The sequence below is a fragment of the Streptomyces sp. NBC_01689 genome, assembly GCF_036250675.1.
Taxonomy (GTDB): domain Bacteria; phylum Actinomycetota; class Actinomycetes; order Streptomycetales; family Streptomycetaceae; genus Streptomyces.
In genome coordinates this window covers 8341822-8353564 of the sequence record NZ_CP109592.1, presented here as the reverse complement: position 1 = coordinate 8353564, position 11743 = coordinate 8341822, and the positions used below count along the sequence as shown (strand labels likewise).

General features: G+C 72.0%; 11 protein-coding genes. 5 read left to right on the top strand and 6 right to left on the bottom strand.

Annotated elements, in window-relative coordinates; translation table 11 throughout:
• Positions 1 to 148: 148 nt before the first annotated feature.
• Positions 149 to 1873, bottom strand: coding sequence for a fatty acyl-AMP ligase (locus OG776_RS35930; protein ID WP_329323173.1), 1725 nt, complete (start codon positions 1871 to 1873; stop codon positions 149 to 151).
• 553 nt (positions 1874 to 2426) lie between these two features.
• Entirely contained in the window at positions 2427 to 2642 is a 216-nt protein-coding gene (locus OG776_RS35925; protein ID WP_187285652.1) for a hypothetical protein, read from the bottom strand.
• Positions 2643 to 2979: 337 nt separating this feature from the next.
• Between OG776_RS35925 and OG776_RS35920 the strand changes: the two genes are divergently transcribed.
• Positions 2980 to 4437 (top strand): MFS transporter, encoded by a 1458-nt coding sequence (locus OG776_RS35920; RefSeq protein ID WP_410093238.1) that lies wholly within the window; start codon positions 2980 to 2982, stop codon positions 4435 to 4437.
• Between the two features lie 280 nt (positions 4438 to 4717).
• Positions 4718 to 5485, top strand: a complete 768-nt coding sequence (locus tag OG776_RS35915; RefSeq protein ID WP_329323172.1) for a maleylpyruvate isomerase family mycothiol-dependent enzyme — start codon at positions 4718 to 4720, stop codon at positions 5483 to 5485.
• Here the strand turns inward: OG776_RS35915 and OG776_RS35910 are convergent.
• A complete protein-coding gene (locus tag OG776_RS35910; RefSeq protein WP_148011233.1) occupies positions 5472 to 5906 on the bottom strand; it encodes a MarR family winged helix-turn-helix transcriptional regulator in 435 nt (144 codons plus the stop codon). The genes OG776_RS35915 and OG776_RS35910 overlap by 14 nt on opposite strands.
• A gap of 85 nt (positions 5907 to 5991) precedes the next feature.
• Here OG776_RS35910 and OG776_RS35905 point away from each other — a divergent pair, with 85 nt between their 5' ends.
• Both OG776_RS35905 and OG776_RS35900 read left to right on the top strand, forming a co-directional pair.
• On the top strand, positions 5992 to 7506 hold the full coding sequence (locus tag OG776_RS35905; RefSeq protein ID WP_329323171.1) for an MFS transporter: 1515 nt from the start codon (positions 5992 to 5994) through the stop codon (positions 7504 to 7506).
• Between the two features lie 163 nt (positions 7507 to 7669).
• On the top strand, positions 7670 to 7951 hold the full coding sequence (locus tag OG776_RS35900; RefSeq protein WP_148011231.1) for a DUF6332 family protein: 282 nt from the start codon (positions 7670 to 7672) through the stop codon (positions 7949 to 7951).
• Here the strand turns inward: OG776_RS35900 and OG776_RS35895 are convergent.
• The 3 genes from OG776_RS35895 to OG776_RS35885 form a co-directional block, all read right to left on the bottom strand.
• On the bottom strand, positions 7912 to 8577 hold the full coding sequence (locus tag OG776_RS35895) for a response regulator transcription factor (RefSeq protein ID WP_148011230.1): 666 nt from the start codon (positions 8575 to 8577) through the stop codon (positions 7912 to 7914). The two genes, OG776_RS35900 and OG776_RS35895, sit on opposite strands and share 40 nt — an antisense overlap.
• The gene (locus OG776_RS35890) at positions 8574 to 9836 is read right to left on the bottom strand and encodes a sensor histidine kinase (protein ID WP_329323170.1); all 1263 of its coding nucleotides are present in this window, start codon (positions 9834 to 9836) and stop codon (positions 8574 to 8576) included. The genes OG776_RS35895 and OG776_RS35890 overlap by 4 nt, the downstream gene beginning before the upstream one ends.
• Positions 9837 to 10218: 382 nt before the next feature.
• On the bottom strand, positions 10219 to 10974 hold the full coding sequence (locus tag OG776_RS35885) for a TetR/AcrR family transcriptional regulator (RefSeq protein WP_148011228.1): 756 nt from the start codon (positions 10972 to 10974) through the stop codon (positions 10219 to 10221).
• A 165-nt stretch (positions 10975 to 11139) separates the two neighbouring features.
• Here OG776_RS35885 and OG776_RS35880 point away from each other — a divergent pair, with 165 nt between their 5' ends.
• Entirely contained in the window at positions 11140 to 11589 is a 450-nt protein-coding gene (locus tag OG776_RS35880) for a nitroreductase family deazaflavin-dependent oxidoreductase (protein ID WP_148011227.1), read from the top strand.
• The last annotated feature ends 154 nt before the right edge of the window (positions 11590 to 11743 follow it).

Genomic DNA, 11743 nt, shown 5'->3' with positions numbered 1-11743 from the left:
GCGGGCCCGTGCGCACGTCCGGCCCCACCGGCGGCGCCCCACGCCCGGACGGGGCACCCGGGCGCGACGGAGCCACGCGGCGCATGCGTCGCGCTGGTCGACTCGTGGGCCGGGGACGGCGCGTGCGGGCACGCTGTCGGCGGCGGCGTCACCCCGAGGCGGGCGCGCCGACCGGTGAGAGGGTGCCGTCGAGGTACGCCGTCCGGGTGGCGCGGCGCTGGATCTTCCCGCTGGACGTCTTGGGGATGGTGCCCGGCTGGACGAGCACCACGTCGCGTACCGGCAGGCCGTGCGCCTCCCCGATCGCTCCGCGGATCAGGTCGACGATCTTCTCGGCCTCGCCCAGGGCCTCCGGCGCCGTCTCCGCGACGACGACGGGCTGTTCGCCCTTCTCCCCCGCGTCCACGGAGAAGGCCGCGGTGCAGCCTGACCGCAGCGCCCAGTGGGAGGTCTCGGCGCACAGTTCCAGGTCCTGGGGGTAGTGGTTGCGGCCGTCGACGACCATCAGGTCCTTGAGCCGTCCGGTGACGAAGAGTTCGCCGTCCCGAAGGAATCCGAGGTCGCCGGTGCGCAGGAAGCGGCCCTCGCGGCCCTTGAGGCCGGCCCGGAACGTCTGCCGGGTGGCGAGGGCGTTGCGCCAGTACCCCTTGGCCACGCTCGCGCCGGCGACCCAGATCTCGCCGACCTCGCCCTCGGGCAGTTCCTCGTGCCGCTCGGGGTCGGCGACGACCACGGTGATACCGGGGCCGGGCCGGCCGCAGCCCACCGCCGTCGCGTCCGCCGGGCCGGTGTGCGGCCCGGTGGACGCCGGACCGGCCAGGGTGGGCGGGGCCTGGACCGAACCGCCGGTGACGATCAGGGTGGCCTCCGCCAGGCCGTAGCACGGGTACAGGGCCTCCCGGCGGAAGCCCGCGGCGGCGAAGGTCTCGGTGAACCGCCGCAGGGTGGCCGCCCGTACGGGTTCCGCGCCGTTGAAGGCGACCCGCCAGCGGCTCAGGTCGAGCCCGTCGAGGTGTTCGGGTGTCGCGTGCTTGAGCGCCAGCTCGTAGGCGAAGTTGGGGCCGCCGCTGGTGTGCGGGCGGTAGCGGCTGACGGCGTTCAGCCAGCGTTCGGGCCGTTGCAGGAAGTGCAGCGGCGAGAAGAACGTGGCGGTGACCCCGAGGTGCACCGCGTTGAGGACCGGGCCGATGAGACCCATGTCGTGATAGACGGGGAGCCAGCTGACGAAGAGTTCGTGGCCGTACTCGTCGATCACCTCGGGGGTGTGGCCCATCCGTTCCGTGATGACCCGCTCGTTGTCCAGCAGATTCCCGTGGGTCACCATCACTCCGCGCGGGGCGGAGGTCGATCCGGAGGTGTACTGGAGGAAGGCGACGGAGTCCGCCGTGAGATCGGGCTCACGCCAGGAGCCGGCCGCCTCGTCGGGGATGTCCTCGGTCGCGACGCGGCCGATCGCCGTCAACTCCGGCAGGTCATCGGCCGTCTCGGCCAGGGCGGACGTCACCTCGCGCGTGCCCAGGATCACCCGTGCGTCCGCGTCCGCCATCAGCCGTCTGGTCCGCAGCAGAGCCCGGTGGTTCTGCGTCCGACCCTGCGGAGGCACGCCCGGTACGGCGACGACTCCGGCCGAAAGGCAGCCCAGATAGGCGGACATGAACTCGAGACCGGGGGGATGAAGAAGAATCGCGCGCGAACCGGCCAGTCCGCGTTCCTGGAGCCAGGCGGCGACGGCCCGGGACCGTTCGGCCAGCCGTCCGTAGGAGATGTCCTGGATCTCTCCGTCGCAGTCACCCGTGACGAGATACCGGTAGGCGGTCCGGTCAGGCTGCCGGGAGGCGTGCGCGGTCAGTAAATCGACCAGGGAACGAGCCATATGAGGTGTCTCACCTGTTCGGATCAGTGAGCGAGAAAACTGGAGTTCGAAGGCCGCGTCACAGATACGCGCGGCTGTCGCGTCCGCCTGGCCCCCTTGCCAGAGCGTCCGTCTCGACCGACCCGCCCGAGGAACGACGGAAATACATCCGCCCGCTCCCCGCGACCCCCGATTCGACTTGCTACCAACGAGTAGGACGATAGCAAGACTTGTCGCTTCGACCGATGTAACTCCGAGTACAAATCGTGGAATTGCACGGTCCGCTCACCGGACACCGTTCCCGGACAACCGAATTGGCTGGTGCGGGCAGGGGCGGGCGTGAATATGTGTGTCGCGTCACCCGCTTCGAACAATGTCCCGCTCACCGACAGGACGGGAAACCGGCCGATCCGCCGGCCCCGCGCGGTCCGACCCACCGTCCGGGCCCGGTCCGACCCACCGGGCCACGCACCGCCGACCCCGCCCCTCGACCCAGCCCGCACGGTCGGGCCCGGGACATGAGTGAGGCGGACCGCGCTCCGCGCGGTCCGCCTCATGCCCTCGCCGTCGTGGACTACTGCTTGACGTTGATGGCCTGACCGGCGCCCGAGTCCGCCGCCGAGAACGAGGAGTGGTCGTTCAGCGCGGCCGACTCGTTGTGCGCGGAGATGTTGGCGACGTGCTTGGTGACGTTCACCGTCTTGGTGATGCTGAACTTCAGCCGCCCGAGGGCCTCACGGCCCGGCAGCAGCTCCGCGGATTCGGCGTCCAGTTCACGAGGATCCATCATGATCAATTCCCCCTAAGGAATCGGTGCGTCGTACTCGCCGGGCGCGACCAGGTTCCCCCCGGGTCGTGCCCAACTCCGTCGGACGAACTGTCCAACGAGATTGGACACTAGGCGACGCGAGGCGCGCGCCGCAAGGGATTCCGGAACTCACCAGAGACTGGACAACAGTCCGAATAGGCGACCGCCGCGACCCGGGCACCGCCCCTGACCGCGCCCACCCTCGAACCACTCCTGCTCCCCTCGAGCCACCCCTCCCGCGAACCGACACCCCCCCTCCCTCTCGATTGCCCCCACGAACAGCCTTGCCGCAGCTCACGCACCCGCCTACGGTGAGTTTGTGCCGAAAATAAACAAAACCCGCACGCGCAACGTCGCGCCCGACACCGGCAAGGACCTCACCCGTCTCCGTATCGCCCTGACCGCCTTCTTCGCCCTCGACGGATTCGTCTTCGCCGGGTGGGTCGTCCGCATCCCCGCCATCAAGGAGCAGACCGGCGCCTCGGCGAGCACGCTCGGGCTCGCGCTGCTGGGAGTCTCGGCCGGCGCGGTGATCACGATGACGCTCACCGGAAGACTGTGCCGGCGGTTCGGCAACCATCCGGTGACCGTCGCCTGCGCCGTCGTCCTCTCCCTGAGCGTGGCGCTGCCGCCGCTCACCCACTCCGTGCTCGCCCTGGGAGCCGTGCTCCTGGTGTTCGGCTCCGCCTACGGCGGGATCAACGTCGCCTTCAACAGCGCGGCCGTCGATCTGGTGGCCGCCCTGAGACGGCCGATCATGCCCGGCTTCCATGCCGCGTTCAGCCTGGGCGGCATGATCGGCGCGGGCCTCGGCGGACTGGTCGCCGGATCGCTGTCCCCCACCCGTCACCTCCTGGGGCTGACCTTCGTCGGCCTGCTGGTGACCGCCGCGGCGGGACGGGTCCTGCTGCGCGAGGAGGCTCCGGCGGCACCGGGCCGGCCGCACGCCGACGGCACCCCGGCGGCACGGGGTCTTCCCGACCACGACGAGACTCCGGACGCGCGGGACCTGCGGCACCACCACGAGATCCCGGTCCCGCCGGACCTGCCGCACCACCACGAGACGCCGGACGCACGGGACCTGCCGCACCACGACGGGGCCGCAGCCGCGCCGGACCGTCCGGACTCCGACCGCGCTCCGATCACTCCGGACGGTCGCCACGCGGGTGTGGCGACGGCGCCGGACCACCCGCTCGGCGCGGAGGAACGGGGGACACGGCGCACGCACCCACGCACCCGCGTGCTGGTGCTCGTCTTCGGCGTGATCGCCCTGTGCACGGCGTACGGCGAGGGAGCACTAGCCGACTGGGGAGCACTCCACCTCGAACAGGACCTCGCGGCGCATCCCGGTGTCGCGGCCGCCGGCTACTCCTGCTTCGCGCTCACCATGACGATCGGACGCCTCGGCGGGACGGCGTTGCTGGAACGGGTCGGACGGACCCGGATCCTGGTGATGGGCGGCGCGACGGCGGCGGTCGGCATGCTGCTCGGGTCGCTCGCCCCCGCACCGTGGGCCGCGCTGCTCGGGTTCGCCGTCACCGGACTCGGCCTCGCCAACATCTTCCCCGTGGCCATCGAGCGCGCGGGCACCCTGGCCGGCCCCGGCGGGGTCGCCGCCGCGTCCACACTCGGTTACGGCGGCATGCTGCTCGGACCGCCCGCGATCGGGTTCATGGCGGACTGGTTCTCCCTGCCCACGGCCCTCACCAGCGTCGCCGCCCTGGCCGCCGTGGCCGCCGTCATCGGGTTCACGACCCGGCGGGCCGCGGTGGCCTGACCCACCGGCCGCCACCCGCCACGCCCCACGGACCCACATCCGCTCCACGGACCACCGGACACCCGACCCAAGGACCACCGGACACCCGGCCAGACGGCCCCGGCCCCCGGCCCACCGGACGGACGGGTCCACCCCACGGGCCCGCTCATCCGGCGGCCCGACCCCATCCCCGCCCCCGTCCCCGACCGGCCGCGACCGACGACGACCGGGCATCGTGAACCCGCGAGGACACCCTCACGATCGGGTGCTCCGAGCCCGGCCCGTCGGGCAGACTCACCGCATGGACGTTGCGGAATTCGTGGAAGCCCTCGACCTGGAAGGCCGTTCGCTGGCGGCCGCCGCCGCGGAGGCGGGACCGGACGCCGAGGTGGCGACCTGCCCGGACTGGCGGGTGCGCGATCTCCTGCGGCACACGGGCATGGTGCACCGCTGGGCGCGGACGTTCGTCACCGAGGGCCACTCCGCGTACCGACAGGACGGCGGGCTGCCCGCGCTCGACGGCGCCGAACTCCTGTCCTGGTTCCGCGACGGCCACCGCCGGCTCGTCGCCAGTCTCGCCTCCGCGCCGCGGGACGTCGAGTGCTGGAGTTTTCTGCCCGCCCCCTCGCCGCTCGCCTTCTGGGCCCGGCGGCAGGCGCACGAGACGGCCGTGCACCGGTTCGACGCGCAGTCGGCGCTGGGCGGCCCGCCGGGGACGGTCTCCGCGGACTTCGCGGTGGACGGCATCGACGAGCTGCTCCGCGGCTTCCACGGGAGGTCGCGGAGCAAGGTGCGGACACGGACGCCCCGTGTGCTGCGCGTGCGGGCGACGGACGCCGACGCGATGTGGACCGTACGGCTGTCGCCCGAACCGCCGGTGAGCGAGAGGGGACCGGCGCGGGGCCCGCAACGGCACGACGGCGACGACGTCCGCGTCGACTGCGAGGTGTCCGGACCCGCCGCGCGGCTCTATCTCGCGCTGTGGAACCGGGTGCCGTTCCCGACCGTGACCGGCGACGAGTCACTCACCACCCTGTGGCGGGAGACGTCCGGGATCACCTGGAGCTGAACCCGGCGACCCGGTCGCAGGTGGCCGAATCGCCCGCCAACATCCGTGCGAGCACCGCGCGTTGCAGCGGCAGCACCTCGCGGTGCAGGTCGAGCCCCTTGGGTGTGAGGGACACCCGCACCCCCCGCCGGTCCTCCTGACACATGCCGCGCGTCACGAGGCCGTCCTTCTCCAGGCGGGCCACCAGCCGGGAGAGCGCGCTCTGGCTCAGATGCACGCGATCGGAGATCTCCTGGACGCGGTAGGAACAGGCGTCGTCCGCCCCCGCGTCCCCGGCCAGCACGTCGAGCACCTCGAAGGCGCTCGCGCCCAGGCCGTGCCGGTGCAGGACCCGGTCGACCTCGCACAGGGTGCGCGCGTGCACCGCGAGGATGTCGCGCCACTGGTCCACGAGCACCTGCTCGGCCTTCTCCGCCGCCATGCGCGCACGGTAGCAAAGAAACCCCTTTATTGCATCCGCATTAAATGCATTTGCATTGGATGCATGTGCATGTAACCTCTCCCGCATGACCTCCCCGCTCATGACCCCCGCGTCCCTGGGACGTTGGACCCCGCGCCTGTGGGGCACCCTGCTGGTGCTCTGCGCCGCGATGTTCCTGGACGCGCTGGACGTGTCGATGGTCGGCGTCGCGCTGCCCTCCATCGGCTCCGAACTCGATCTCTCCACCTCGACACTGCAATGGATCGTCAGCGGCTACATCCTCGGATACGGGGGACTGCTGCTGCTGGGCGGACGCACCGCCGACCTGCTGGGCCGCCGCCAGGTCTTCCTCGTGGCCCTGGGCGTCTTCGCCCTGGCCTCGCTGCTCGGCGGACTCGTCGACTCGGGCCCTCTGCTGATCGCCAGCCGCTTCATCAAGGGCCTCAGCGCGGCGTTCACCGCGCCGGCGGGCCTGTCGATCATCACCACGACGTTCCCCGAGGGCCCGCTGCGCAACCGCGCCCTGTCGATCTACACCACGTGCGCGGCCACCGGCTTCTCGATGGGCCTCGTCCTGTCCGGCCTGCTCACCGAGGCCAGCTGGCGGCTGACCATGCTGCTCCCCGCCCCCATCGCGCTCCTCGCCCTCCTCGTCGGCATGAAGCTCCTGCCGCGCAGCGAACGCGAGAAGGACCACAACGGCTACGACATCCCGGGCGCCGTTCTCGGCACGGCATCGATGCTGCTGCTCGTGTTCACCGTCGTCCAGGCCCCGCAGGCCGGCTGGGCCTCGGCCCGCACCCTGCTCTCCTTCCTCGCGGTCGCCGTCCTGCTCACGGTCTTCGTCCGGGTCGAGCGCCGCTCACCCGGCCCCCTGATCCGGCTCGGCGTCCTGCGCTCGGGCAACCAGATCCGGGCCCAGCTCGGCGCCATGGCGTTCTTCGGCTCGTACGTCGGGTTCCAGTTCCTGGTCACCCTCTACATGCAGTCGCTGCTCGGTTGGTCCGCGCTGCACACCGCGCTCGCCTTCCTGCCCGCCGGAGCGCTGGTCGCGCTCTCCTCGACCAAGGTCGGCGCCGTGGTGGACCGTTTCGGTACCCCCCGGCTGATCGCCGTGGGCTTCGCCCTGATGGTGGTCGGCTACGCCCTGTTCCTGCGCGTCAGTCTCGACCCGGTGTACGCGTCGGTGATCCTGCCGACCATGCTGCTGATCGGCGCGGCCTGCGCGTTGGTCTTCCCGTCGCTCAACATCCAGGCCACCAACGGTGTCGACGACCACGAGCAGGGCATGGTCTCCGGTCTGCTCAACACCTCGGTCCAGGTCGGCGGCGCGATCTTCCTGGCGGTCGTGACGGCGGTCGTCACCGCCAACTCCTCCGAGGGTTCCTCGCCGCAGGCCGTCCTGGACAGTTACCGGCCGGGCCTGCTCGTGGTCACGGGCATCGCCCTGGCAGGACTGCTGATCACCCTGCCCGGCCTGCGGACGCGGCGCCCGAGGGGATCTGTCGTGGTCGCCAAGTCCGCGCAGCCCGCCGGGCCGACGCGCCTGACACACTCCACACAGGAGGCGTCGCAGGAACGCGTCACGGTCCGCGACTGACCGGCCCGCGAGGCCCGTTCCGTCCACCAGGACCCGCGCCCCGCTCCCTTCACCCCGCCCCTTCTCTCCCGTTCCCTCTCGTTCCCTCTCGTTCCGCGCTCAACTCGACGCGCCCGGCCGGACATTCCTTGCCCGCCGGGCGCGTCGCACGGACACTTGTGCGATGAGACCGACACGTACACAGGACGAACGGGACGCGATGACCGTCGAGATCGGGTACGCGTTGTTCAGCGCGGCGTTCGCGGCGGTGCTCGCACTGGGGGCGGTGTGCGGTCCCGCGTTGCTGTTCCGTCTCCCCTTCGCCGTCGAGAAGATCCTGATCACCTCGGGGATCATGCTGGCCGTGGCGCTCTTCGCCGTACGCGTGGTCACGGTACTGATCCGGTTCGGCCGCGCGGCCGGCGCTCAGCCCAGCCACCCCGGCCGGACCAACCCCGACTCGTAGGCCATCACGACCAGTTGGGCCCGGTCGCGGGCTCCGAGCTTCACCATGGTCCGGCTGACATGGGTCTTCGCGGTGAGCGGACTGACGACCAGTCGTCTGGCGATCTCGTCGTTGGACAGACCGATACCGACCAGAGCCATCACCTCCCGCTCCCGCTCGGTGAGTCCGGCGAGCAGACCGGCCGCCGCCGGTTCCTTCGAGCGGGCCGCGAACTCGGAGATGAGCCGCCGCGTCACCCCCGGCGACAGCAGCGCGTCGCCCTCCACCACCGCCCTTACCGCGCGCAGCAGTTCGGCCGGCTCGGTGTCCTTCACCAGGAAGCCGGAGGCCCCGGAGCGGATCGCCTCGAAGACGTACTCGTCCAGTTCGAAGGTGGTGAGCATGACCACCTTGACGTCCTTCAGGTCCGGGTCGTCCGTGATACGGCGGGTCGCGGCCAGTCCGTCGAGCACCGGCATGCGGATGTCCATCAGCACGACGTCGGGCCGCAGCGTCCGGACCCTCCGCAGCGCCTCGTCACCGTCGGCCGCCTCACCGGCCACCTCCAGGTCGTCCTGGGCGTCGAGCAGCGCCTTGAAGCCTGCCCTGACCAGTGACTGGTCGTCGGCGAGCAGTACGCGGATCACCGGTCCTCCTTGACCTGCAGGGGCAGTACGGCCCGTACGCGGAAACCTCCGTCGTCGCGCGCTCCCGCCTCGATCGTGCCACCGAGGGCGGCGGCCCGCTCCCGCATGCCGGCCAGCCCGTGTCCGCTGCCGCCCGCGTCGGCGCCGGTGGCCGGTCCGTCGTCGTCGACGCCCAGGCGCAGCGCCTCCCCCGTCGACTCGATCCGCACCCGCGCGTTCCGCGATCCCGAGTGCCGTACGACGTTGGTGAGCGCCTCCTGCACGATCCGGAACGCGGCGAGATCGATGCCCGGCGGGAGCTTCGGCGGCGCGCCCCGCACCTCGACCGCCAGACCCGCGGCCGCCGCCTGCTCGACGAGTTCGGGAAGCCGGTCGAGGCCGGGCACCGGAGCTCGTGGCGCGTCCCCGGGGGCGCGCAGGGTGGCGAGCACCTGGCGGACCTCGCCGAGCGCCTCCCGGCTCGCCTCCTTGATGGTGGTGAGCGCGGAACGGGCCTGTTCCGGGTCGGAGTCGAGGAGCGCGAGGCCGACGCCCGCCTGGACGTTGATCACCGAGATGCTGTGCGCCAGCACGTCGTGCAGTTCGCGGGCGATCCGCAGCCGCTCCTCGTCCGCGCGCCGCGCGGCGGCCTGCGCGCGCTCTGCGCGGTCGCGGGCCCACTGTTCACGGCGGACGCGGACCAGTTCCGAGACGGCCACGATCGCCACGCCCCAGGTGGCGATGCCGATCTCGCGGGTCCATGAGACCGCGCGGTCCCCGGACGGGGGCAGCCAGTGGTACAGCCAGTGCGCCATGACCAGGTGACCGAGCCAGAGCATGCCGATCGCCGCCCAGGCGGCTTGCCGGTGTCCGGCCACGACCGCGCCGAAGCAGCCCACGGCGGCGGTGAGGAAGACCGGCCCGTACGGGTATCCGGCACCGATGTAGACCAGGGTCACCGCGGCCGTGCCGAAGGCGACGAGCACGGGACGCCGCTGCCGCCACAGCAGCAGCGCGCAGCCCGCGAGCAGCAGAACCCGCGCGAGGGGGTCGAGCGTCTCGCGGTCCCCGCCCTGGGCGTGCGCGGCGAACTGGGAGCCGACGAGCACGAGGACGGTCAGCAGCAGGGTGGAGCGCCAGGGCATGCGGTCCGCGCGCCCTTCGGCGTCCCCCCGGTCGCCACCGGTCCGCCCTGGCTGTCCGGACCACCCCGGAGGGCCGTGCCGCCACCACGGCGGGCCGCCCCACACCGGGGACCTGCGGGTCCGCTGCTCTTCCATGACGGCCACGCTAGACGGCGCGGACGGTCCGGGGCGTCCGCCGGACGAGGTGATCACACGTACTCCCCAGGGAGTAGCGCCGCGCGCCGGCCGTCGGTGCGCCCCGGCCCACGCGCCCGCGGGCCTCGCCCGGTGGAGGCCCACGGCGAGGCCCCACCGGGCGAGGCCCGCGTGAGAAGGGCCGGACGGCACGGGTCGCAGTCATGGGCCGGAAGTCATGGGCCGCACATCACGGACCGCACATCACGCGGGTCGTCGCGTCCCTCGCCAGTGGCGTCCCGGCGGACCGCGGCCCGGGACGCCCGCGTACGGATGCGGAGGCGGGTACGGGATGCGGGTACGGGATGCGAAGGCGAAGACGCGTACGGTTACGGACCATCGCTCAGGAGACGGTCCCGCCGTCGTTCCCGGCCGGTGTCCCGGTCGGTTCCGGGTACACCAGGCCCACACCGTGGGCAAGTCGGTCCGCGGCGTGCCGGAAGAACTCCTCCCGGTCCTCGACGACCCTGTTGAACTGTCCGAAGACCTCGAAGCCGATCAGGCCGTAGAGCTGTGCCCAGGCGGACACGAGTGCCACGACGGCCTCCGGCGGGAGGTCGGGGGCGAGGTCGGCGGCCATGCGCCGGGCCTCCGTCCCCAGCTCCGCGGGCAGGGGCGTGCGGGCCACGCCCCTGCCCCGGTAGGCGTCGCGGAGGATCCCGACCAGCAGCAGGCCGACGCGGGAGGCGGCCGGGACGGTGGTCTGCGGCGCGGTGTATCCGGGGACGGGCGAGCCGTAGATCAGCGCGTATTCGTGCGGGTGGTCCAGCGCCCAACGGCGGGCCGCCACGCAGACCGTGATCCAGCGGTCGCGCGGGCCGCCGGCCGCGGTCCCGGCGGTCCCGGCGATCCCGGCGTGTGCCGCCTCCGCGCTCTCCCCCAGGGAGTCGTAGGCGTCGATGATGAGCGCGGTCAGCAGGTCGTCACGGCTGGGGAAGTACCGGTAGAGAGCGGAGGACGCCATGCCGAGTTCGCGGGCGACGGCACGCAGCGAGAGCTTGGCGGCCCCCTCCGCGGCGAGCTGTCTGCGCGCCTCGTCCTTGATGGCCGCGGTGACCTCGATCCTGGCCCGGGCGCGTACTCCTCGTGCGGTCGTCATGGGTGCAGTGTGCCACGTTTCCAGAGCACTGCACACAAACGAGAGCACCGCACAAATTCGAGAGCACTGCTCTTGCTTTCGATCGCCGTTCTCCTGCAGACTGCTCACAAGCGAGAGCAGTGCTCACAAAAGTGAGCGGCGCTCTCCCCGACGATGGGGGTCATCATGTCCACGCATGTCCAGAAGCCCGGCTGGTTCACCGTCAACGTCTTCAACCGGGCCGTGGCCTGGATGACCCGGCGGGGTCTCAGCGTCTGGGGGTCCCGGGTGCTGGCCGTCCGCGGCCGCAAGAGCGGTGAGTGGCGTACGACTCCGGTCAACCTGCTCACCGTGGACGGGCAGCACTACCTGGTCGCGCCGCGCGGCCACGTCCAGTGGACGCACAACATGCGGGCGGCAGGCGGTGGCGAGCTGCACCTCGGCAAGAGGGTGGACACGTTCACGGCGACCGAGGTCACCGACGACGACAAGGTCCCGCTGCTGCGCGCGTACCTCAAGCGCTGGAAGGCCGAGGTCGGCGTCTTCTTCAACGGCGTCGGCCCCGACTCCTCCGACGAGGAACTGCGCCGTATCGCGCCCGACCACCCCGTCTTCCGGGTCCTGGTCGAGAACTGACCGCCACCGCCCGGGGTCTGCCCGGACTCCGTCCGGCCCCGAGCCCCCGCACGATCTACGGACACTCCACGGACGGGGTGGCACGAGGCATCCGGCACGACGCCCCCGCGCCCTGACCCCCCGCCCGAACCCCGAACCCCGCACCGACCCCGGT

Excerpts from the sequence above, each read along its gene's own strand:
- OG776_RS35930 (WP_329323173.1), bottom strand. The coding sequence starts at position 1,873 with ATGGCTCGTTCCCTGGTCGATTTACTGACCGCGCACGCCTCCCGGCAG.
- OG776_RS35925 (WP_187285652.1), bottom strand. The coding sequence starts at position 2,642 with ATGATGGATCCTCGTGAACTGGACGCCGAATCCGCGGAGCTGCTGCCG.
- OG776_RS35915 (WP_329323172.1), top strand. The coding sequence starts at position 4,718 with ATGGACGTTGCGGAATTCGTGGAAGCCCTCGACCTGGAAGGCCGTTCG.
- OG776_RS35910 (WP_148011233.1), bottom strand. The coding sequence starts at position 5,906 with ATGGCGGCGGAGAAGGCCGAGCAGGTGCTCGTGGACCAGTGGCGCGAC.
- OG776_RS35905 (WP_329323171.1), top strand. The coding sequence starts at position 5,992 with ATGACCTCCCCGCTCATGACCCCCGCGTCCCTGGGACGTTGGACCCCG.
- OG776_RS35900 (WP_148011231.1), top strand. The coding sequence starts at position 7,670 with ATGAGACCGACACGTACACAGGACGAACGGGACGCGATGACCGTCGAG.
- OG776_RS35890 (WP_329323170.1), bottom strand. The coding sequence starts at position 9,836 with ATGGAAGAGCAGCGGACCCGCAGGTCCCCGGTGTGGGGCGGCCCGCCG.
- OG776_RS35885 (WP_148011228.1), bottom strand. The coding sequence starts at position 10,974 with ATGACGACCGCACGAGGAGTACGCGCCCGGGCCAGGATCGAGGTCACC.
- OG776_RS35880 (WP_148011227.1), top strand. The coding sequence starts at position 11,140 with ATGTCCACGCATGTCCAGAAGCCCGGCTGGTTCACCGTCAACGTCTTC.